This is a genomic window from Vibrio ordalii ATCC 33509 (assembly GCA_000257205.1).
Taxonomy (GTDB): domain Bacteria; phylum Pseudomonadota; class Gammaproteobacteria; order Enterobacterales; family Vibrionaceae; genus Vibrio; species Vibrio ordalii.
The window spans coordinates 1-22,867 of sequence record AEZC01000133.1; the positions used below are offsets into that span (position 1 = coordinate 1).

Consider the following 22,867-nt stretch of genomic DNA (forward strand, 5'->3'; position numbering starts at 1 on the left):
ATCCTCAAAGTAAACAAAAAGCCGCTGAGTTGCAGCGGCTGGAATAACAAGACTAAGTCGTTTCTCTCACTGGCGACAAGGTGAGTTACCCTAAGTTCTTACGTGCATTTTGGAACATACGCATCCATGGGCTGTTTTCACCCCAAGAGTCAGGATGCCAAGAATTCGCTACCGTACGGAACACGCGCTCTGGGTGCGGCATCATGATCGTCACACGACCATCTTGAGTCGTTAAGCCTGTAATCGCATTGGGTGAACCATTTGGGTTGTTCGGATATTGCTGCGTGGCATGGCCGTTGTTATCCACAAAACGCAGCGCAACGGTGCCCGATTGTTCAATCGCCGCTAAATGTGCCGTATCACGTACTTCAACGCGCCCTTCGCCATGCGAAACCGCAATCGGCATGCGCGAGCCAACCATCTCATTGAAAAACAGTGAATCAGATTGCTGCACTTCCACTAAGCTAAAGCGCGCTTCAAAACGCTCTGATTCATTGCGCACAAAACGCGGCCATAAATCCGCGCCGGGGATTAACTCTTTCAAATTCGACAGCATTTGACAGCCGTTACACACCCCTAGCGAGAAAGTATCTTCACGTTGGAAGAAACGTTGGAACTGTTCACGAGCTTGTACATTAAACAGCACTGATTTCGCCCAGCCTTCCCCCGCGCCCAATACGTCACCATAAGAGAACCCACCACATGCGACGAGGCCTTGGTACTCTTCAAGCACCGCTTGACCCGTTAAGATGTCGCTCATGTGTATATCGGTTGTTTCAAAGCCTGCGCGATCAAACGCTGCCGCCATTTCAACGTGTGAGTTAACCCCTTGCTCGCGCAAAATAGCCATTTTTGGCTTCACGCCTTTAGCAATATACGGTGCTGCAACATCTTGTTGCACGTCAAAGCTCAAACTGACGTTAAGACCTTTATCACTGTTATCTTGTTTTGCTGCAAACTCTTGGTCCGCGCACTGCGGGTTATCGCGCAGCGCTTGCATCTTATGCGTGGTTTCAGCCCAGATGGTGCGAAGTTCGGTGCGGTTACGCACCACAATAGATTGCTCACCAGCGGTAATGGCTAGCTCATCAGAAGCCTCAACACGACCGATAACGTGTGAACACGCTTGTAAACCATGCGCCGTTAGCGTCGAAAGCACCGTATCCAAGTCATGGTGACGAACTTGAATGACTGCGCCCAGCTCTTCATTAAATAACGCGGCCAATGCATCATCACCCAGCGCGGCAATATCGGCTTTCACGCCACAATGACCAGCAAAGGCCATTTCAGCTAGAGTGACGAATAAACCACCGTCACCTTTATCGTGATAGGCGATAATCTGCTGATTGGCGACCAAGGTTTGGATCGCCTCATAGAAGGCTTTAAGCTGCGCCGCATTATCTACGTCTGCGGGTTTATCACCCAACTGTTTGTAGACTTGTGCTAACGCCGTTGCGCCCAAGCGATTCTTACCATTACCTAAATCAATCAAAACCAGTGAGGTTTCGCCCTTATCGGTTCTTAACTGAGGGGTGATGGTGTTACGCACATCTTCAACACGAGCAAATGCCGTGATCACCAATGATAGTGGAGAGGTCACTTCTTTTTGTTCGCCATTTTCATCCCATTTGGTCTTCATCGACATCGAATCTTTACCCACAGGGATAGTCAGGCCGAGCGCAGGACAAAGCTCTTCACCGACCGCTTTTACTGCCTCATACAAACCAGCATCTTCACCTGGGTGACCCGCTGGTGACATCCAGTTCGCCGACAACTTAATGTGTTTGATATCACCGATATGGGTAGCGGCAATGTTGGTGATCGCTTCGCCCACGGCTAAGCGTGCCGATGCCCCAAAATCCAGCAAGGCAACTGGCATGCGCTCCCCCATCGACATCGCTTCGCCATGGTAAGTATCATAACTTGCCGCAGTGACCGCACAGTTTGCTACTGGCACTTGCCACGGACCAACCATTTGGTCACGAGCGACCAAACCAGTAACGGTTCGGTCACCAATGGTGATGAGGAAGGTTTTTTCTGCAACCGCAGGGAGACGCAGTATACGATCAATCGCTTCGTTCAATTCGATATCACGGCGATCAAGTGCTGGATTATTAACTTTCAGCGTCTTCACATCACGATACATTTTAGGTGTTTTGCCAAGCAATACGTCCATCGGCATATCAATTGGCGTATTACCGAAATGTGAATCTTCCAATTTCAGTTCACGCTCTTCAGTGGCAATGCCCACAACAGCATAAGGCGCGCGCTCACGTTGGCAAATGGCATCAAAGCGCGCAATGTTTTCTGGCGCTACAGCCAGCACGTAACGCTCTTGTGATTCATTACACCAAATTTCAAGCGGGCTCATTCCCGGCTCATCGTTAGGCACATCACGCAGTTGGAAAATACCGCCACGTTCGCCATCATCAACAAGCTCAGGCAATGCGTTTGAGATACCACCAGCGCCCACATCATGGATAAAGGCGATCGGATTCGCCTCACCGAGTTGCCAGCAGCGATCAATCACCTCTTGGCAGCGACGTTCCATCTCTGGGTTTTCACGCTGTACCGACGCAAAATCAAGATCTTCCGCAGATTGACCAGATGCCATAGAAGAAGCGGCGCCCCCACCAAGGCCAATGTTCATTGCCGGACCACCGAGCACAATTAAGCTCGCGCCAACAGGGATCTCTTTTTTCTGCACATGCTCGTCGCGGATATTCCCCATCCCACCAGCAATCATGATTGGTTTGTGATAACCACGCACTTCTTCACCAGCGTGAGAATTGACTTTCTCTTCGTAAGTACGGAAGTAACCGAGCAGGTTGGGACGACCAAATTCGTTGTTAAAAGCCGCCCCACCGAGCGGGCCTTCCAGCATAATATCGAGTGCCGTGACAATGCGTCCCGGTTTACCAAAATCGGTTTCCCAAGGCTGTACAAAATTAGGAATACGCAAGTTTGAAGTAGTAAAACCGACTAACCCGGCTTTAGGTTTTCCACCAATCCCCGTTGCACCTTCGTCACGAATTTCACCACCGGAACCCGTTGAAGCGCCCGGCCAAGGAGCAATCGCCGTCGGGTGGTTGTGTGTTTCCACCTTCATTAAAATATGCGCTTTTTCATGGTGATAACCATATTGGCGTGTCTCTGGATCAGGGAAAAAACGCCCAACTTCTGAACCCACCATGACGGCGGCATTATCTTTATAGGCAGACAGCACATGATCAGGAGTCACTTCATAAGTGTTTTTGATCATCTTAAACAGCGATTTATCTTGCTTAACGCCATCAATAGTCCAATCGGCATTGAAGATTTTATGGCGACAATGCTCAGAGTTTGCTTGAGCAAACATCATTAATTCGATATCGGTTGGATTACGCTCAAGCTTAGTGACGAAGCTTTCGAACAAATAATCAATTTCATCGTCAGCCAATGCAAGCCCAAGGGTAACGTTTGCTTTTTCAAGCGCTGCGCGGCCGCCATTCAGCAAGTCAACGTACGCCACTGGGGTAGGTTCTGCGACTTTGAACAGTGCTGTTGCCGATTCGAAATCGGTAAACACGACCTCCATCATTCGGTCATGAATAATTGTTTGGATCGTGTTGATTTGCTCGGCAGAAAGTGCGACTTCGGATTCAATATAATAAGCCGTACCCCGCTCTAAACGCTTCACATCCACTAAACCACAATTGTGTGCAATATCTGTTGCTTTGGAAGACCAAGGAGAAATAGTGCCCGGACGAGGCGTCACAAGCAGAAGAAGACCTTGTGGCTCATGGTCTTGAATGGTTGGACCATAAGTGAGTAGTTTCTCTAATTTTTCAAGGGATTGAGCGTCTAAATCCGCAGAGAGATCAGCAAAATGCATAAACTCCGCGTAAATACTCGATACAGGCAGTTGCTGTTCACGACAAAGTTCAACGAGTTTGTTAACACGAAACTCAGAAAGCGCTGGGGAGCCACGCAAAATTCTCATGTGCTTAGGTCTCTTATACAGTGGGTTGAAGTGTAATTGGAATAAATTCAAAATCATTAAAATACAATAATTTAATAAAAGAAAACCGAATACATACCAATTTCACCTCGTCATTTCGGACGCATTATAAAGGAATTATTTTTGTGACGTAACACCAAAAGCAACCGTTTGCGTCTTTTTTTGTCAAATTTGAAATACAACCACATTAGCGTGATCACCGACACTTTTTCATCCGTTTTTGATCTGAAACTTTGCCAATATGGCCGCCTTTGATATAAAGGTAGTAATTGATGTAAGAGATCGCTCATAAATGCCAAAGAATTATCTGACTCAGCTTCATCGCTCATTGTCCATTTTCCTACTCACTCTTTTTGTCGTCGGTTGCCAAATCGATTCCGATCCTAAAAGCGAGCTTGATCATATTCGTGAACGTGGCGTATTGCGAGTGGGCACGCTGAACAATCAGCTCTCCTACTACATTGGCCCTGATGGCCCCGCGGGGCTTGACTACGAGCTGGCGCGTGAATTTGCCAATCAGCTTGGGGTTAAATTGGAGATGAAACCCGCTTATCGGTTATCGAGTCTCTTTCCTGCATTAAAAAATGGGGAAATCGACGTTATTGCAGCAGGATTAAGCCAGTCCAACCAACATCTGAATGAGTTCAGAACAGGGCCCGCTTATTACTATGTCAGCCAACAAGTGGTCTATAAAAAAGGCAACTGGCGTCCAAGAAATTTAAAACAATTACTGGAAAAACAACCGGAGCTGATTGCTGGTCATGAAGGTGACAGCGTTTTTGCTATCGTGAATGAATCCCACTTTGAAAATACGCTCAGCGACATTAAACAGATCCACCCAGAGTTTCAGTATAATGTGAATAATAACGCCGACGTTAACGACCTTTTAAAACAAGTTTCGAATGGCGAACTGCTGTTTACCATGGCTGATTCGGTCGAAGTCTCGCTATCGCAGCGAATCTACCCTGACTTAGCCGTCGCCTTTGAATTAACTGAAGATCAGCCTATCGCTTGGTATATGCGTCGTTCTGAAGATGAAAGCTTATACGCCTTGATGATTGAGTTTTTTGGCAACCTTAAACAATCTGGTCAATTAGCGGCCTTGGAAGAGAAATATATTGGTCACGTGGGCACGTTTGATTATGTCGATACGCGCGCCTTTATTAGAGCACTCGATGTGCGCCTCCCCAAATGGTCGCCTCTTTTCCAACAATATTCTGACGAATTTGATTGGCGATTGATTGCCGCCTTAGCTTATCAAGAGTCTCACTGGAATCCCTTGGCTAAATCTCCCACGGGAGTGCGCGGCATGATGATGCTAACCCTCCCAACGGCTAAAAGTGTTGGTGTAACCAATCGGCTCGATCCGGAACAATCGATCCGTGGTGGTGTCGAATACCTACGTCGGATGGTGCAACGTATACCAGACTCGATCCCAGAACATGAGAAAATTTGGTTTGCTCTTGCTTCCTATAACGTCGGCTATGGGCATATGATGGATGCAAGGCGCTTAACTAAACAGCAAGGTGCCAACCCTGATTCATGGACCGAAGTCAAAGATCGCCTCCCCCAGTTGAGGCAGAAAAAATACTTCAGCCAAACCCGATATGGTTATGCACGAGGTGATGAAGCTAAAGCCTACGTTGAAAATATTCGTCGCTATTATCAAAGTATTATTGGCCATGTTGATCAACAAAAACGGATAGACAATAGTTCAGGTACTGATGATTTGGTTGTGATCAGTATTGAGGAGGAGGAAGCCGCGGTAGAAGCTATGGAATCGGCCGATGAGGCGCAGGATAATCAGTATCTCGACCCCGCAGCTCGATAAGCATAAGGATAGCTAAATCTTCCACATTGAACAAAAATTGCACACTTGATTTCCAAGTGTGCAGCCCATACATCAAAACGTGAAAAAGATCGTTTCCTAAGTTTCATATTATGGTAACAATCCAGAGCTATAAAGGCAGATTAAAATTGTCATAAGGCACCCTAAACCATTAGGGATCATTGTCAAAACTCAGTAGTAGGAGGTTGTTTATGCTGAAACGTAAAAAGCTATCAAAACACCTTAATAAAACGGTGGCAGCGAACCGTCGTAAACGTATGTTATCCAATAATAAAAAGAAAATTATCTGGCGTAACCGTGCGTTTATGCAATTAATCTCTGTTTAACCTTCAGCGGCAAACATCTACCCAAAGTGGATGTTTGCTAAAAACCCTCACTCTGTTGCTTATTCCGCTGTTTTTCCGCCTGTATCTCTGCGCGTCTTCGTCTAAAAAAAGATTGCAGTTGCTCCCGACACTCCTCTTCTAACAATCCTTTATCGACCGTCGCGTAATGATAGGAGGCTTGGCTTTCAAATAAATTCAGCACCGTACCGGCCGCCCCAGCTTTGAGATCTGGAGCGCCAAAGACAATCCTTTTGACTCGGCTATGCAGCAGTGCGCCTGCGCACATTGGGCAGGGCTCCAAAGTGACGTATAAGGTAGTATCAAGCAAACGATAATTTTGTAACCGTTGACCTGCTTGACGCAGAGCCTGAATTTCAGCGTGCGCTGTCGCATCATGTTGACCAATAGAGGTATTCCAACCTTCAGCAATAATTTCGCCATCTTTAACAAGCACAGCGCCCACAGGCACTTCACCTGCTTGTTCTGCAAGATTGGCAAGCGCGATGGCTCGGCGCATAAACTCTTGATCTTGAAAGGTAAACTGTGTATTCATATATCCTATTTTCTCTTTCACTAGCCTTTACCGTTAGCGGACGATAACTGTTCTGCCAGAAAATCCATCAGCAACCTAACTTTTGAAGACAAATGACGATTTTAATGCATAAAGGTTATGATCACAGTTATTTTTTCATTCAAAGTTTCATTGATGATCACTTAGCATTTCACGCGCAACATCTGCACAAATAAGATTGAAAAAGCCCGCGATACACTCGCGGGCTTTTAATTCCGACTCGATAAATAACGTTAACGCTACAAGCTGTATGTGTAAGGTGCTTGCACCCCTAGCGGAATACCAAAAGCCCAGTAAGCGAGCAGGAACAGCGTCCAACCAATCAGCATCGCGATGGAGAAAGGCATCATCATTGAAGCCAAGGTGCCAATGCCCGTCGATTTTACATAACGTTGGCAATACACCACGACTAATGGGAAGAAAACCATCAGTGGAGAGATAATGTTAGAAACCGAATCGCCGACGCGGTAAGCCGCTTGCGATAGCTCGGGAGAAATCCCTACCGCCATCAACATAGGTACCAGAATTGGACCAATCAATGCCCATTTTGCCGAGGCCGAACCCACCAGCAAATTAACGCTAGCCGTGAGTAAAATCATCCCCACAATCGTTGCTTGGCCGGGTAAGTCCATCGCTTTTAGGCCTTCGGCGCCATACAATGCCAACATAGTACCAATATTAGACTGACCAAACGCCGATAAGAACTGAGCACAGAAGAACGACATCACTATGTATGCACCCATCGTAGCCATGGTGCCAGACATCGCTTTTATCACGTCATTACTGTTTTTAAAGGTGCCAGCCACTCGGCCATACACAATTCCAGGAATAATAAACAAGATAAAAATTAAAGGAACGATCGACTTCATCACTGGCGCAGAAAAGGCCGTTAGCTCACCATCAGGCGAACGCAGCGCTGAGTTTTCTGGGATCAAAGCCGCTACTAGTAATGCAATACCTACCACCATTGCCCAGCCAGCAAAACGAAATGCTCTCGATTCCGTTGCGCTGAATGTTCCTAGATCAGGCGCTACCTCTGCATCCTCATCAACAGGCATATTCGCTAGACGAGGTTCAATGATTTTCTCAGTCACATACCAACCAATCGCGACGATGATCACCGAAGAAAAACCCGTGAAGAAAATGTTCGCCAGCGGGTTCACTATGTATTGAGGATCCAAAATTTGTGCGGCGGTTTGTGTAAAACCAGCGAGTAAAGGATCAATACCAGAAGGGATAAAGTTCGCTGAAAAGCCACCAGAAACACCAGCAAATGCGGCTGCAATACCGGCCAGTGGATGACGCCCTGCCGCATGGAAAATAATCCCACCGAGAGGAATAACCAATACATAACCAGCATCAGCAGCCGTATGCGACACTATCGCCACCAAAATCAGCATCGGTGTCAATAGTTTTGCTGGCGTGAAATTTAGCATTTTCTTAAGGCCGGTGGTGATAAACCCAGAAGAATCAGCCACTCCCACACCGAGCATGGCAACCAGCACGATACCTAGCGGCGCAAAGCTGGTGAATGTGGTCACCATATTGGCTAGAAAACTCGCGAGCGCTTTACCTGTCAGCAAGTTATTCACTTGCAGTGCTTCACCCGTTCGAGGGTTGGTCAAATCAAACGTCACATTCGATAACAGTGCCGATGAAACCCAAACAATAATCAGTGCCCAGAAGAACAAAATCGCAGGGTCAGGAATTTTATTTCCTGCACGTTCAATAAAATTTAAAAAGCGATCCATACCGCTCGGCTTCGGAAATGGTGCTTGTTTTACGACTTGGTTACTCATTCGTAACTCCATATGTGATGTTGCTGCTGTAGGCCTATATCTGTTTATTTAGCCGGCCTATAAATCGTTGGTTATTCTATAAAAAAGCCACCACCAAAACACAAGCTTGCACATGTTTTTACAAAAACGGGGACATATTTTGCAAAAATAACCTTCCACCACAACAATCTAAACACATTAAAATGCTCTTTTTTTATACAACTTAGCAACCAATTTGCAAAGCCAAACATTTCATTTTTTCATAAGCATCGAGACACTAATCAAACTCACTGAACTGAGAAATCATGGTTTTCAGCTCAACCGACTGCTTATTTCCCTGACGATCATACCAATAAGACTCGATATAAATGGTTTTCAGTGAGCCAGATAGAGAGACCGTTGGTACTGACCAACTGAGGGTATAAAAAGGGTGTGAGTGATCTTGTCCGTTGACAATATCACTATCAAAATCCGCTGGCGTGAGAGTAGAAATCGCGGCAGAAGCGCCACGGGTACGAAACCATTCCAATTTTTGTTCGGCCAAATGTAGTGCTTCGATACTATGAACGGCAAAATCCGCTTTTTGCTCAACCAACACTTGTAATTTGACCAACCCCAGTGCCCCAACACCAATTAGAACAAACGATATCATTACTTCTATTAGGCTAAATCCTTGCTGTTTAGAGATCATTCCATGAACCTTTTTGCCATCTAGGTGGAACCGAAAAGGAAAAACTGCTTTCAATATCACTGTTATATTGCAAACTTAGCGAGTTATAAAATAGTGCTATCTGCCCTTGGGTATCAAAGGCCATTCCTCCGGTAAATTGAAAGGATCCCGACTGTAAGTAGGTAGCGTGCTTTGGTGTCAAAATGGTACTGCTGTCGTACAGTTTTTTTATCGGTGCATCAAAATTAGCATTGAGATCCGCGATGAATTCAGCATCAAATCCATTCCAATTTACCGTATCAGTGGCAAATCCACTATTAAAGTGAAAGAGCACCCCTTGAATGCTGCCACTCCCTCGAATCCCTAACACGCCATTATGCACCAACAAAAAAAGGTAAGTCCCAGGATGAGCATTTTGGATGGTTGAGATTGTATCAATCGATGCTTGGTTAAGTTGACAGCTGCCATCAATCCATACTTGGTTGGGCTGACCAAGAACCAAAGCACCTTTAAATTTCGAAACACAATCGACATCACCACTGGTCATCGTGTAACTCAAGAACTTAAATTCAGTATCGTCGCGTGCTTTTTCCCATTCTCCTCGTTCGTAACCAAAGAGATCTTTAAATGGGTTTAGCGTTTCATCTCGGCAAATATCATTTTTGACATCAACTGCTTCATAAAGACCGCTGCTATTTTTCCAAATACCGCTTTGTACACTACTGCCCGTTTTATGCGTCGGCGCGCAGTCGGTACTATTGTCAAAAGCAGTGCTGGGTTTTTGAATAGCACTCCCAACGCCATTATTTGTCACTCCCGCCGTAGCAATAATATACTTAGCAACAGCGATAGCCGCGCATTCATATTTCCCATCACTATTTTTAGGCCCGGGATCTGGTGGAGAAATAAGTGTAGAGCCAAACACAATTAAATCTGAAGTAGAACGAATGGCTCCTGGACTTCTCTCACGTTGAAACAGAATATTTTTTTTCAACGTCGCCATTTGATACTGGGACATTAATGTACTGGCGTTAGTAGGGTCTGCAGAGAGGTACGTTAACTCTAAATCTACACATAAGATATTGATGTTATTGGGAATTGAACTATTTTTATTGTTCACAATATGGCTATAACCACACTCAATCCCCCCTTCAGCTCGCCAATGCTGTTGCCTCGCTTGCACCTCATTTTGTGCTCGTTTGATCTGAAAAAAGAGCGCACGGTAGGAGCCTAATGCCACCACTAAAGCGAGCACCAACAAAAGCGTGGTGATCAATAACGTTACAGCGCCTTGCTGAGCTTGCTTCATTACTGCCAATTCCTTTGTTTTATTGCCACTCCAAATGAGGTTGATACACGGCTATCCCCCACCAACTCTGCTGCGATAGAGATCGTCATGTAGGCTGAGCTCACACCATTCGCCGCTAATGATGATCGCTGGGCTTGAAAATGAGTCACATTAATCTGGTTAGTATCAAAAATAGCAGAGCAACCAGCCGTCGCTTGAGAAACGGTTTTGGCCCCTGAAATCACAGACGTCGGCCTGTCACAGACACCCAACGCGCCAGAAGTCATGACAAACCCAACATTTCTGATCTGTTTCGTTGCCCCCGTATCATCAAGGTAGGCATACGCAAGCGTTGATTGGTCAGCCGAAACAAAAACGATATCATCGCTATCCAATAACGTGAGTGAATTACCATGGCCGCCATCGTAACCTGCACGTTGAATATCTTGTTTGAGGTATTGCAGCGCGCCCGTCACTTGTTGCAGTAGCAGTAGCTCCTTGCCTCTTTCGGTCGCTACCTTCTGCCCAGTGATGAATACAGAGCCAATAATGGCTATCGCAATCAAGCCAAGCATGGATGCCACCATGAACTCAATTAACGTTGCCCCCATCTGCTTGGTTTCAGCGATATGAGCTTTATAGGTATGCTTTTTTGCTCTCGGTATATTAGCTGCACTGCTTAAAACCAAAATAGTCTCCTCCATTACCACATAGGCGCATTCGTCCTGAAGGTCTATAGGTCGTGAATTTGAGTGCACCTTGGTGTGTTGAAAAATCAAGGCTCCCATTTACAGCTCGGCCATTAATGGCTTCAAAATGGATCTGATTTGACGGGTAATTCACCCCCAATTCAATATTGCGATAAGGTTGCCCCGATAGCGATGAAATCACTTGCCCGCCGGGATAGGTTCCTGAATTAGTCAGCACGATTTGCCATTCACCTTGGCTATTAACCGCACCCGACATGACAATATGTGCCCATAGCGGCTGCTTTCTCATTACGGCTTCCGAACGGGCGCTCATCATAAAGCCATTAATCTCACCCGCTAAACGTCGCATCTTTTGCCTATCACTGACTTGTTTGAAATTGGGAGCCGCTATCGTGAGTAAAATAGACAAAACGAAAACCGTGATAAGCAGCTCAAGTAAAGTAAACCCGCGAGCCATTTCCCAAATTCCTATGTAATTAAAATATGAAACAAAATTCACCTTGCGCGAATGCTATCACCTAATAAAAATAGCGGCTAAATCAGCAAGGAACTCCACGTGATGATTCGAAATTCTAAATGCAACAACCACAACCGGCGGTCGTTCGGGATGACATTGATCGAATTATTGATTGCGGTTGTGATTATTGGCGTACTGTCTGCAATCGCTTATCCAAGTTATACCAAGCACGTTTTAAAAGGACACCGAACCACCGCTCTCGCCGATATGGGGAGAATTCAACTGGAACTGGAGCATCACTACGATAAGGGTTATGACTGGAGCGGGATCATTTCAGGGGGAAATTGCGTCATCTGTGAAGGCGATGCTGAACGCTATCAGTTTTCAGTCGCCAGCTCCGCAGCCAGTAGCTACACCATTACCGCGACGGCGCAGAGCACCAGAGGCCAAGACAAGGATGAATGTCTAACCAGCGATAAGGCCATGACATTGAAATCAACCAACGAATCAGCCCCAAGCGCATGTTGGAAATAGAACACCACAAAGGTTCAGTTTGTGAGGGGAGGACAAAGTCATCCTGTATCAGGAACGAATAAGGCCTGCAATGCAGGCCTTATTGAATAGAGAATAATTCAACAGTGAATTAGCTGGTTAAATCATCGAAGAACTTTTTCACGCCATTAAAGAAACCTTCCGATTTAGGCTTATGCTTATTTGCCGCTTCACCACCGCAAGTTTCTTCAAATTCACGTAATAGTTCTTTTTGACGCGCGCTCAGTTTCACTGGTGTTTCAACCACGAGTTTGACAACCAAATCACCGATCGCTCCACCGCGTACGCCTTTCACACCTTTACCACGCATACGGAACATGCGCCCTGTTTGCGTCTCTTCTGGCACTTTCAAGTTTACACGGCCATCGAGTGTTGGAACTTCAACTTCACCGCCAAGCGCTGCCATAGCAAAGCTTACAGGGACTTCACAATATAAGTTGTTGCCATCGCGTTCAAAAATGTGGTGCTCTTTGACGTGAACTTGCACGTACAAATCCCCCGCTGGAGCGCCCATTTCTCCCGCTTCACCTTCGCCAGATAAACGAATGCGATCGCCCGTATCCACACCGGCTGGAATTTTAACATTAATCGTTTTGGTTTTTTGCTTACGCCCCTGTCCGTGACACACGTTACATGGGTCTTTAATGATCTTGCCTTTACCATGGCAAGTCGGACAGGTTTGCTGTACAGCAAAAAATCCTTGGCGCATCTGTACTTGGCCGTGACCATGACAGGTTCCACACGTTTGCGCAGACGAGCCTTTCTTCGCGCCAGTACCTTCACAAGAATCACAATGGACCAGTGTTGGCACTTCAATCTCTTTTGAACAACCACGAACGGCCTCTTCTAAAGACAGTTCCATGTTGTAACGCAAATCAGCACCACGTTGTGCACGCGCTTGACCACCGCCACGACGACCACCACCGAAAATGTCACCAAAGACATCACCGAAGATATCGCCAAAATCAGCACTGCCGCCGCCAAAACCACCACCGCCCATTCCGCCTTGTTCAAAAGCAGCGTGACCGTACTGATCATAAGCCGCTTTCTTTTGCGAGTCGGTTAAAATTTCATACGCTTCTTTTACTTCTTTAAACTTGTCCGAAGCGCTGTCATCCCCTTGGTTTCTATCAGGGTGAAACTTCATTGCTAGGCGCTTGTACGCCTTTTTAATATCGCGCTCAGAGGCATCTCGGCCTACGCCTAATACTTCGTAAAAATCACGTTTTGACATCTTCTTCGTCACCAATTTGTTACCGCAAACGACACGCTGCCGCTTGGTGTTTATATCGACCTAACTAATGGCTCTAGATTCTAGTGAATTCAAACTAAAAAGACACTGTTAGTTAGATGGACACCAATGAGTTTTCATTAATTACAGACATACGGGCGTAAGAGTTACCCCAAACGCCCGCATCATACCGTTGATTTCATTCTTCTCTTAGAGAAGTTAGGGTGGGTTAAACTCGCGAGCCACCCAACCCTAGCCCTCCCCATTTAAAAGGAGGGAACTCAATCAATTACTTTTTGTCTTCTTTGACTTCTTCAAACTCAGCGTCAACGACATCGTCTTCTGCAGACTGTTGTTGGCCTTCACCCGCTTGTTGTGCTTGAGCTTTTTGCTGAGCGATCTCCATCAGTTTTTGAGCCGCAGCCATAAGCGCTTGAACTTTAGCGTCGATCGCTTCTTTGTCTTCGCCTTTCTTCGCTTCTTCAAGCTCAGTAATAGCCGCTTCAATCTTCACTTTATCGTCAGCAGGAAGCGCATCACCCGCTTCTTCAATTTGCTTACGAGTACCGTGAATCATTTGGTCTGCTTGGTTACGCACTGTTGCTAACTCTTCGAACTTTTTGTCCGCTTCTTTGTTAGCTTCAGCTTCTTGGACCATTTTCTCGATTTCAGCATCGCTCAAACCGCCAGACGCTTGGATAGTGATCTTCTGCTCTTTGCCTGTTTGTTTATCTTTCGCAGACACGTGCAAGATACCATCCGCATCCAAGTCAAACACAACTTCAATTTGTGGCATGCCACGTGGTGCAGCTTGAATGCCTTCTAGGTTAAATTGACCTAGCGATTTGTTGTACATAGCTTGCTTACGCTCACCTTGTAGAACATGGATCGTTACTGCGTTTTGATTGTCTTCAGCGGTAGAGAATACTTGATTCGCTTTAGTTGGAATCGTTGTGTTTTTCTCAACCAACTTAGTCATCACGCCACCCATTGTCTCGATACCTAGAGACAGAGGCGTTACGTCAAGTAGCAGTACGTCTTTTACTTCACCCGCAAGCACACCACCTTGAATGGCCGCACCAACAGCAACCGCTTCATCTGGGTTAACATCTTTACGCGCTTCTTTGCCAAAGAATTCAGCCACTTTCTTCTGAACCATAGGCATACGAGTCTGACCACCCACTAGGATAACGTCAGTGATGTCGCCGACAGACAAGTCTGCATCAGCCAACGCCACTTTTAGTGGCTCAAGCGAACGCTGAACAAGGTCTTCCACTAGAGATTCTAGTTTCGCACGTGTCACTTTCACGTTCATGTGCTTAGGACCAGCAGCATCAGCGGTGATGTAAGGCAAGTTCACATCTGTTTGTTGCGCTGATGACAACTCAATTTTCGCTTTTTCTGCGGCTTCTTTTAGACGCTGCATCGCAAGTGGATCAGTTTTTAGGTTGATGCCTTGCTCTTTTTTGAACTCATCAACGAGATAGTTGATCATGCGGTTATCAAAGTCTTCACCACCAAGGTGTGTGTCACCGTTAGTTGCTAGAACTTCGAATGTTTTCTCGCCTTCAACTTCATCGATCTCGATGATTGAAATATCAAATGTACCACCACCAAGGTCGTATACCGCGATAACGCGATCGCCACCTTGTTTGTCCAAACCATAAGCAAGTGCAGCCGCTGTTGGTTCATTGATGATACGTTTTACTTCAAGACCTGCAATACGACCTGCATCTTTCGTTGCTTGACGTTGTGCATCGTTAAAGTAAGCAGGGACTGTAATTACAGCGCCAGTCACTTCTTCACCTAAGAAGTCTTCTGCAGTTTTCTTCATTTTCTTCAGAACTTCTGCAGAAACTTGAGGTGCTGCCATTTTTTGGCCTCTTGCTTCAACCCAAGCATCGCCATTATCAGCCTTCACGATTTTGTAAGGCATGATCTCAATATCACGTTGAACTTCTTCGTCTTCAAAGCGACGACCGATCAAACGCTTAATTGCAAATAGCGTATTGGTTGGGTTTGTTACCGCTTGACGCTTCGCCGGCTGACCTACTAGCGTCTCACCACCGTCTGTATATGCAATGACCGATGCAGTTGTACGCTCACCTTCAGCATTTTCAATAACGCGAGGTTTGTCGCCATCTAAAACAGCAACACAAGAGTTAGTAGTACCTAAGTCAATACCAATGATTTTACCCATCAGGCTATCTCCAAATAAATTCTATTTTTGTTTTATGCTACCCCCTATGTGGGGGAGGGAGAACAGGGTTTCAACCCTTACTCACAAACTAAACAAGGATGTTTGTTTCTCGTATGCCCAATAAATAAGGTCACTCAACACCTTTTCAAGGGCAAAATTGAAAAAAGTTATGATATTTCGACTAAACAGTCCTAAATAAGGACTTTTTCAATCCCGAAATCACTTAATGAAGGTTTCTATCTCGACATTAATCGATTTCGACATAAATCGATTTCGACATAAAAGAGAGAGGCGACGTACACCTCTCTCTTTAACATTGAATAAATTAACGCCAATAAAGCACTTAGCTTATTTCGCAACTCTTTACTTTGATACCATGACCATCGCAGGGCGAATCACTCGGCCATTCAACTCATAGCCCTTTTGCATCACAAACATCACAGTGTTCGGTTCATGATCCGGGCTCTCTTGAATTGACATTGCTTGGTGCAATTCTGGATTGAACGTTTCGCCTTCAGGATTAATCTCTTTCAGGCCAAACTTTTCAACTACGCCAATGAAAGTTTTGTGTGTCAGGTCCACACCTTCCACCAGCGGTTTTACTACTTCGTTTTCAGCGTCAGCAGCTTGAATCGTGCGCTCTAGGTTGTCTAACACTGGCAACAACTCTTCAGCAAAACGGCTCAACGCATATTTACGCGCTTTATCGATCTCTTGCTCTGAACGGCGGCGCATATTTTCAACTTCCGCTTTCGCTCTTAGCACTGAGTCTTTTTGCTCTTGAATTTTTGCTTCGCTCGACAGTAGCGCCGCTTCTAATTGCGCAATTTGAGACTCTTTCTCATCGACTTCAACCTGTTCGTTCCAATCGATATCCGCGTCAGTACCGACAACTTCAGCTTCTTGATCCACTACTTCTTGCTGTAGTTCTTCTTCTTTGATTTTGTTTTCTTCGTTGTTCATGATATCTCCAGAATCCAACTATTTTGCGCTTAACCTCCACAGTTCAAAAAGTTAAGCACACAAAAATTCGCACAAAGGCATAACTTGCCCTTATTATGGGGATGAACAATCCTGATTCAAGCCTAATTAGTTTGGAAAATTTATGAAAAAACCATTTGAAGTGATCGCGATCATTGGAAAACCAAGAGATCAACAAGCCATTCAAACACATAAAGAGCTTTACCAATGGTTAACTTCAATGGGATATCCAGTCTTTATTGATGATCGCCTCAGCGAAATATTGGACGGTGTGCCTGCGGAACATTTCGCTAGCTTGCTTGAAATCGGCAAAAAAGCAGACCTTGCTGTAGTGGTTGGAGGAGATGGCAATATGCTCGGTGCCGCGCGCGTATTATCACGCTTCGACATTTCCGTGATTGGGGTGAATCGTGGCAATTTAGGATTTTTGACCGATCTCAACCCAGAAGATTTTCAACCAAGGCTACTTGCAGTACTCAATGGCGAATATTTAGAAGAGCAACGCTTCTTACTGGAAACAGAAATTCATCGCCACGGGCAAGTCAAAAGCCGTAATGCAGCGCTTAATGAAGCCGTATTACACCCCGGTAAAATTGCACACATGATTGAATTTGAAGTTTATATAGATAATAGCTTCGCTTTTTCTCAACGCTCTGATGGCCTCATCGTCTCTACCCCAACAGGCTCTACCGCTTATTCACTTTCTGGCGGCGGGCCGATTTTATCCCCCAGTTTAAACGCCATTACACTGGTCCCCATGTTTCCGCATACCCTTTCAAGCCGCCCCTTAGTTGTGGATGGCAACCGCCAGATAAAACTGCTGGTTTCACCTGATAATCGCGGGACACTGGAAGTCAGCTGCGATGGACAAGTATCCCTACCGGTTTCCCCCGGTGATGAAGTGCATATTTACCAAAGCCCAAATATTCTAAAGCTCATTCATCCTAAAGATTACAGCTACTATCACGTGCTAAGAAAGAAACTGGGTTGGTCGAGTAAATTGTTTTAAACCAACCACTTCACCCTCTATTGACTGTCGACCTCGATTAATAATGCCGAGGTCTTTTTATCGGAAATCATTAATATTTAATGGTTTTTTAATTTCTATTTATTTTCCATCATAAATTTACTTATCCATTTCACTCGAATTTTATCGCTAATCAATTCCTGCTCTAATTAAAAAGCCGTTTTTTTTGCGATATCCGTCAAACTATTTAATGAACATTTAATAATCAATTCAAAACTAATTAACCCCATCGAATGAAGTAAAATCCACTCGAAAGCCAGAGCTACCAAGCAACATAAATCACTTCCTGTCGCATGCACTAAACTCAGCGCAGTTTACAATATTCATCGTTTTCTGACAGGCATCTTTACTGTATAAAAAAACAGTTTATACTGTTCACTTATACAGTGTTATTTGATTATATAGGTACAGAAATGCTGGCTCATTTAAGTGTGAATAATTTTGCTATTGTTAAATCATTGCAGTTAGAGCTTTCCAAAGGAATGACTACCATTACTGGCGAAACCGGTGCGGGTAAATCCATTGCAATTGACGCGCTCAGTTTATGTCTTGGTGGCCGTGCGGAAGCAGGAATGGTCAGGCAGGGTGAAGAAAAAACCGAAGTCAGCGCCGCCTTTATTTTGGACAATAACCTCAACGCCACGCGCTGGTTGGAAGACAATGACTTGCTCGACCAAAAAGAGTGTATTTTACGCCGAATCATCACCAAAGATGGCCGCTCTCGAGCCTTCATCAATGGCAGCCCTGTGCCTCTTTCACAACTCAAAGCTCTAGGTCAATTACTGATCAACATTCACGGTCAACACGCCCATCATCAACTGATGAAAAGTGAGTATCAAATGAGCATGCTGGACCAATACGCAGGTCACGTGAGTCTTGTCAAAGAGACACGCTCAGCCTACCAAATGTGGCGTCAAGCAGATAACCAGCTCAATCAACTCAAAGAAAATAGTCAACAAAACCAAGCTCAAGTTCAACTGCTGGAATATCAAATCAAAGAGCTCAATGAATTGGCGATTGGTGAAGAAGAGTTTAACGAGCTCGAACAAGAGCACAGACGTTTAGCCAACAGTGGCGAGCTTGCTACCACTTGCCAGCAAGCCATTGAACTTATTTATGAGGGGCAAGAAGTCAATGCGCTAAGTTTGCTGCAGTCAGCCAACCACGCCTTGCTTGAACTGGCCGAGTTAGATGAAAAACTTGCCACCTTACCCAACATGGTGGCTGAAGCCATCATCCAACTCGAAGAAGCCAACAGTGAATTGCGAAACTATTTGGATAGTATCGATGTCGATCCTGAACGTATGGCTTATGTAGAAGAACGTTACTCTAAAGTGATGTCCATATCGCGCAAGCACTACATCGCTCCTGAAACGCTTTACCACCACCACCAAGATCTGCTCAAACAAATAGCGCAACTTGACTGCTCTGAAGATAAATTACAAGAACTGGAAAGTAACGTTGCCAAACAGTATCAGCAGTTTGCAACCTGTGCCGACAAACTGCATAAGTCTCGTAGCCGTTACGCGAAAGAGCTAGATAAATTAATCACCAATAGCATGCACGAACTGAGCATGGAAAAAGCCAAGTTCTGCATCGAAGTTAATCATGAAACAACGCATCCATCACCACTGGGTTTTGACACAGTAACTTTCTTAGTCTCAACCAACCCAGGTCAACCGCTGCAGCCTATCGCTAAAGTCGCGTCAGGCGGAGAACTGTCACGGATATCTCTAGCAATCCAAGTGATCACCGCTCAAAAAGTAGACACTCCTAGCCTTATTTTTGATGAGGTCGATGTCGGTATCAGTGGCCCGACAGCCGCGGTAGTCGGAAAAATGTTAAGGACATTAGGCGAATCAACTCAAGTACTGTGTGTGACTCACTTACCACAAGTGGCAGGTTGCGGGCACCAACAACTGTTTGTCAGCAAGCAAGCCAAAGCAGGAAAGACAGAAACACAAATGAAACGATTAGACAATGAACAACGCGTCGCTGAGCTTGCTCGCCTTTTAGGGGGTAGCCAAATCACCGAATCGACCCTTGCTAATGCGAAAGAACTGCTGATCGCCGCCTAAGCTGACATTTTTCTTTTTAGGTTTGCAACCAAACTCAAAATTTGCAGTCTCAACTAGCTCGTAGCTCAGTCTATTTTTTACTTCTGCTGCGAGCTTGTTTATTATCAGTCCAGTTTTACGACCTATTGGCAAAGAATTTTGAATATGCAGTTAAAAAAGTGGTTAATCGCAGTCCCTTTAGCAATGACAATGCTGACTGGGTGCTCTTTATTAGAAAAACTCGTTTATCGTATTGATATTAACCAAGGCAACTACGTTGAACAGCAAGCCGTCGATCAACTCAAGTTCGGTATGAGCAAAGAACAGGTTAGGTTTGTCATGGGGTCGCCGATGCTTATTGAAAACGGTTATCCCGATACTTGGTATTACATTTATCACCACACGGAAGGCCACAAAGAATCGATACAGAAAAACCTGATTGCGACATTTAATACCGCAGGTGCTTTGATGGAAATCAGTGGTGACTACCCTGCTAGCGAACGGTTTTTTGAAGGCGTAAACTGAACGAAAACACGCTCAAACAAATGATACCCAAAGCGCACCTCACAATGAGTGACACTAACGGACAGGGCTCATAACGAGCCCTTTATCTTGCACCCAATACCGCAGCAACGTTTACTGTTGCGCTTTTGCCTGCTCGGCTCTCTTGCGACGGATCTCTTTAGGATCGGCCAATAACGGACGATAAATTTCAATGCGATCACGGTCTCTTACCGTCGAATCTAGCTTAACGTTACGACTAAAAATCCCGACCTTATTTTTTGATAAATCAATCTCTGGGTAGAGCTCAAGCACACCGGACTGTTGAATTATCGTTTCGACGGTTGAGTTTTTGTCTACCACCAAATTCAGTACTCTTTGCTCATGAGGCAATGCATAGACTACCTCAACATGGATCATCTCAGATTCAATACTCATTACTGATACACCTGTTTCGCTCGTTTGGTAAATGCGTTAACCATATTACTGGTCAATTCATTGAATATCTTGCCAAAAGCCAACTCCACCATTTTGTTCGAAAATTCAAACTCCAGTTTAAGTTCAACCTTGCAGGCCTGTTCATCAAGTGCCGTAAAATACCAACCGCCTTTTAAAGCCTTAAAAGGACCATCGACCAAGTTCATCAAAATAGCTTCACTACCCACCAACACATTCGACGTTGTGAACGTCTTACTTATCCCTGCCTTTGAAACATCCACCGAAGCCACCATCGACAAATCGGAAGATTCAATAACGCGAGAACCAGAACAACCTGGCAAAAATTCAGGATAACGAGCAACGTCATTCACGAGATTAAACATTTGTTCTGCACTAAAAGACACTAAAGCAGAGCGACTGACTTGCTTCATATTCTCTCCTCATCACCACCGAAACAGTCTGGTGTGTAACAATTTTACTTTTATTCTTATCCTACGCAAATAAAAGGATTTCCTAAGCTCAAACCAAGCCGTATAATGACGCCATTATGGTAAAGAAAAAATCAAACTCAAAAGCAGGTAGCAATACCATTGCTTTAAATAAAAAAGCTCGCCACGAATATTTCATCGAAGATGATGTAGAAGCAGGCTTGGAGCTTCAAGGCTGGGAAGTCAAATCTCTTCGTCAAGGCAAAGCGAATATCGCAGAAAGCTACGTTTTCATGCGAGACGGAGAAGCCTTTGTTTCCGGAATGACAATAACGCCACTGCAGCAAGCATCCACTCACGTGGTTGCCAACCCAACTCGCGTGCGCAAGCTTTTAATCAGCCGCCGTGAACTGGATAACCTTTTCGGGCGCATCAACCGTGAAGGCATGACACTTATCGCACTATCACTGTATTGGTCTCGCTCTTGGGTGAAAATCAAAATTGGTGTAGCGAAAGGTAAAAAGCTGCATGACAAACGTGATGATTTAAAAGAAAAAGATTGGGCAAGAGAGAAAGCACGCGTAATGAAGAGTTCATTGCGTTAATCTTGACCACTTAGATGCAGAAAGCTAGACAGACAAACGTTTTCTGGTAGTATGCGTCAACACACTTGGGGCTGATTCTGGATTCGACGGGAATTTTGCAGTCTGAGGTGCATGCCGTGGGGCGGTTTGCCACGTTAAAAGCCGCAAAAAAATAGTCGCAAACGACGACTCATACCGTTCTGCACGCCTCGCGGCGTAATTTAGTCTAATACACTAACAGAGCACTCTTGCCCTAGCTTCCGCTTGTAAGACGGGGAACAACAAGAGTTCAAAACCAAACCAGCTCGTGCAGCGTCTCCCGCCTGAGAGACAAAGCATTAAAACTAATTCAGGATAGCCATTAGATAGCGTGTCGGTTCGCAGTTTGATGGTGAAATTAAAGACCGAATAAGCATGTAGTACCAATGATGAATGATTTTCGGACGCGGGTTCAAATCCCGCCAGCTCCACCAAATCATAGTTTAAAGACGTCCTAGGGCGTCTTTTTTCTTGCGCGCAATAAAGCAAAATCAACAACTTAGCATCCAACGACGTCCAATGCGATTTCATAGCAGCTTTGATTTTTAGGTACACTACAAGGTACACTGATTTTATCGTGTTAATCTGGTGTACCCATCATGGCAAAAAACACAGTAAAGCTGACAGATAAAGAGATCAAAGCCTCCAAACCTAGAGAGAAAGAATATAATCTTTTCGATGGTGATGGCTTGCGACTTAGAATCAAACCTAACGGTTCAAAGCAGTGGATCTTCAACTACTATCGCCCCACAAACGGTAAACGAGCTAACTTAAGCTTTGGGATGTACCCAGACATCTCCCTTTTACAAGCAAGAAAAAGCTTACTTTCTGCCAAAGAGCTGATCGCACAAGGCATCGATCCACAAGACGATCGAAAACGCCAACAACAAGTTCATAAAGAGATCCATGAGCACACCTTTGAGAACGTCACGAAAGATTGGTTTGCCATCAAACAGCATGATGTCACTCCCGATTACGCGATCGATATCTGGCGTTCATTGGAACTGCATATCTTCCCGCACATCGCCAATAAACCGATAAAAGCGATCACGGCTCCGGAAATCATCGAGCTACTCAAACCGATTGAAGCCAAAGGTAGCTTAGAAACCGTCAAACGCCTATCTCAGCGTTTGAATGAGGTGATGAACTTTGCCACTAACTGCGGACTTATCCTAGCAGT

Annotated in this window: 20 protein-coding genes, 1 other RNA gene and 1 pseudogene; 10 read left to right on the forward strand and 12 right to left on the reverse strand. The window is 45.1% G+C overall.

Annotated elements, in window-relative coordinates:
• Positions 1-85 precede the first annotated feature (85 nt).
• Positions 86-3,982: a phosphoribosylformylglycinamidine synthase gene (purL, locus tag VOR_RS0109590; RefSeq protein ID WP_010319490.1), complete on the reverse strand. Its 3,897-nt coding sequence runs from the start codon at positions 3,980-3,982 to the stop codon at positions 86-88.
• Between the two features lie 310 nt (positions 3,983-4,292).
• Between purL and mltF the strand changes: the two genes are divergently transcribed.
• Positions 4,293-5,831, forward strand: coding sequence for a membrane-bound lytic murein transglycosylase MltF (mltF, locus tag VOR_RS0109595; protein WP_010319491.1), 1,539 nt, complete (start codon positions 4,293-4,295; stop codon positions 5,829-5,831).
• Between the two features lie 209 nt (positions 5,832-6,040).
• Positions 6,041-6,175, forward strand: a complete 135-nt coding sequence (locus VOR_RS19120) for a hypothetical protein (protein ID WP_010319492.1) — start codon at positions 6,041-6,043, stop codon at positions 6,173-6,175.
• A gap of 37 nt (positions 6,176-6,212) precedes the next feature.
• Here the strand turns inward: VOR_RS19120 and tadA are convergent, their stop codons facing one another.
• Positions 6,213-6,728 (reverse strand): tRNA adenosine(34) deaminase TadA, encoded by a 516-nt coding sequence (tadA, locus tag VOR_RS0109605; RefSeq protein WP_010319493.1) that lies wholly within the window; start codon positions 6,726-6,728, stop codon positions 6,213-6,215.
• A gap of 92 nt (positions 6,729-6,820) precedes the next feature.
• Here tadA and VOR_RS19125 point away from each other — a divergent pair.
• Positions 6,821-6,922, forward strand: a pseudogene (locus VOR_RS19125) (S-formylglutathione hydrolase); the annotation flags it as partial.
• 63 nt (positions 6,923-6,985) lie between these two features.
• Here VOR_RS19125 and VOR_RS0109615 read toward each other — a convergent pair.
• From VOR_RS0109615 to VOR_RS0109635, 5 genes are all read right to left on the reverse strand, one after another.
• On the reverse strand, positions 6,986-8,545 hold the full coding sequence (locus VOR_RS0109615; protein WP_010319495.1) for an AbgT family transporter: 1,560 nt from the start codon (positions 8,543-8,545) through the stop codon (positions 6,986-6,988).
• Positions 8,546-8,801: 256 nt separating this feature from the next.
• Positions 8,802-9,215, reverse strand: a complete 414-nt coding sequence (locus VOR_RS0109620; protein ID WP_010319496.1) for a type IV pilus modification PilV family protein — start codon at positions 9,213-9,215, stop codon at positions 8,802-8,804.
• Positions 9,205-10,512, reverse strand: coding sequence for a hypothetical protein (locus VOR_RS0109625; RefSeq protein ID WP_081480738.1), 1,308 nt, complete (start codon positions 10,510-10,512; stop codon positions 9,205-9,207). The genes VOR_RS0109620 and VOR_RS0109625 overlap by 11 nt, the downstream gene beginning before the upstream one ends.
• On the reverse strand, positions 10,503-11,171 hold the full coding sequence (locus VOR_RS0109630) for a PilW family protein (protein ID WP_010319498.1): 669 nt from the start codon (positions 11,169-11,171) through the stop codon (positions 10,503-10,505). The genes VOR_RS0109625 and VOR_RS0109630 overlap by 10 nt, the downstream gene beginning before the upstream one ends.
• A complete protein-coding gene (locus VOR_RS0109635; protein ID WP_010319499.1) occupies positions 11,149-11,649 on the reverse strand; it encodes a GspH/FimT family pseudopilin in 501 nt (166 codons plus the stop codon). Before VOR_RS0109635 ends, VOR_RS0109630 begins: the two co-directional genes overlap by 23 nt.
• A 102-nt stretch (positions 11,650-11,751) precedes the next feature.
• Here VOR_RS0109635 and VOR_RS0109640 point away from each other — a divergent pair, with 102 nt between their 5' ends.
• Complete coding sequence (locus VOR_RS0109640; RefSeq protein WP_029627065.1) at positions 11,752-12,183, forward strand: type IV pilin protein; 432 nt, start codon at positions 11,752-11,754, stop codon at positions 12,181-12,183.
• Positions 12,184-12,292: 109 nt separating this feature from the next.
• Here the strand turns inward: VOR_RS0109640 and dnaJ are convergent, their stop codons facing one another.
• The 3 genes from dnaJ to grpE form a co-directional block, all read right to left on the reverse strand.
• Entirely contained in the window at positions 12,293-13,435 is a 1,143-nt protein-coding gene (gene dnaJ / locus VOR_RS0109645; protein ID WP_010319501.1) for a molecular chaperone DnaJ, read from the reverse strand.
• Positions 13,436-13,721: 286 nt separating this feature from the next.
• Positions 13,722-15,632, reverse strand: coding sequence for a molecular chaperone DnaK (dnaK, locus tag VOR_RS0109650; RefSeq protein WP_010319502.1), 1,911 nt, complete (start codon positions 15,630-15,632; stop codon positions 13,722-13,724).
• Between the two features lie 363 nt (positions 15,633-15,995).
• On the reverse strand, positions 15,996-16,595 hold the full coding sequence (gene grpE / locus VOR_RS0109655; RefSeq protein WP_010319503.1) for a nucleotide exchange factor GrpE: 600 nt from the start codon (positions 16,593-16,595) through the stop codon (positions 15,996-15,998).
• Positions 16,596-16,737: 142 nt separating this feature from the next.
• Between grpE and nadK the strand changes: the two genes are divergently transcribed.
• The 3 genes from nadK (at position 16,738) to bamE (ending at position 20,222) form a co-directional block, all read left to right on the forward strand.
• Positions 16,738-17,622: an NAD(+) kinase gene (gene nadK, locus VOR_RS0109660; RefSeq protein WP_010319504.1), complete on the forward strand. Its 885-nt coding sequence runs from the start codon at positions 16,738-16,740 to the stop codon at positions 17,620-17,622.
• Between the two features lie 431 nt (positions 17,623-18,053).
• Positions 18,054-19,718 (forward strand): DNA repair protein RecN, encoded by a 1,665-nt coding sequence (recN, locus tag VOR_RS0109665; RefSeq protein WP_010319505.1) that lies wholly within the window; start codon positions 18,054-18,056, stop codon positions 19,716-19,718.
• A gap of 144 nt (positions 19,719-19,862) precedes the next feature.
• Positions 19,863-20,222: an outer membrane protein assembly factor BamE gene (bamE, locus tag VOR_RS0109670; protein ID WP_010319506.1), complete on the forward strand. Its 360-nt coding sequence runs from the start codon at positions 19,863-19,865 to the stop codon at positions 20,220-20,222.
• A 111-nt stretch (positions 20,223-20,333) separates the two neighbouring features.
• Here bamE and VOR_RS0109675 read toward each other — a convergent pair whose 3' ends face one another.
• Together VOR_RS0109675 and VOR_RS0109680 are read right to left on the reverse strand one after the other, a co-directional pair.
• Positions 20,334-20,636 (reverse strand): RnfH family protein, encoded by a 303-nt coding sequence (locus VOR_RS0109675; protein ID WP_010319507.1) that lies wholly within the window; start codon positions 20,634-20,636, stop codon positions 20,334-20,336.
• Complete coding sequence (locus VOR_RS0109680) at positions 20,636-21,067, reverse strand: SRPBCC family protein (protein ID WP_010319508.1); 432 nt, start codon at positions 21,065-21,067, stop codon at positions 20,636-20,638. The genes VOR_RS0109675 and VOR_RS0109680 overlap by 1 nt, the downstream gene beginning before the upstream one ends.
• A gap of 116 nt (positions 21,068-21,183) precedes the next feature.
• On the opposite strand from VOR_RS0109680, the gene smpB reads away from it, so the two are divergent.
• The 3 genes from smpB to VOR_RS0109690 form a co-directional block, all read left to right on the forward strand.
• Complete coding sequence (smpB, locus tag VOR_RS0109685) at positions 21,184-21,669, forward strand: SsrA-binding protein SmpB (protein WP_010319509.1); 486 nt, start codon at positions 21,184-21,186, stop codon at positions 21,667-21,669.
• 67 nt (positions 21,670-21,736) lie between these two features.
• Positions 21,737-22,121: a transfer-messenger RNA gene (ssrA, locus tag VOR_RS18415) on the forward strand.
• A 165-nt stretch (positions 22,122-22,286) separates the two neighbouring features.
• Positions 22,287-22,867, forward strand: a 581-nt coding sequence (locus VOR_RS0109690; RefSeq protein WP_010319510.1) for an integrase arm-type DNA-binding domain-containing protein, incomplete at its 3' end; no start/stop codon positions are given.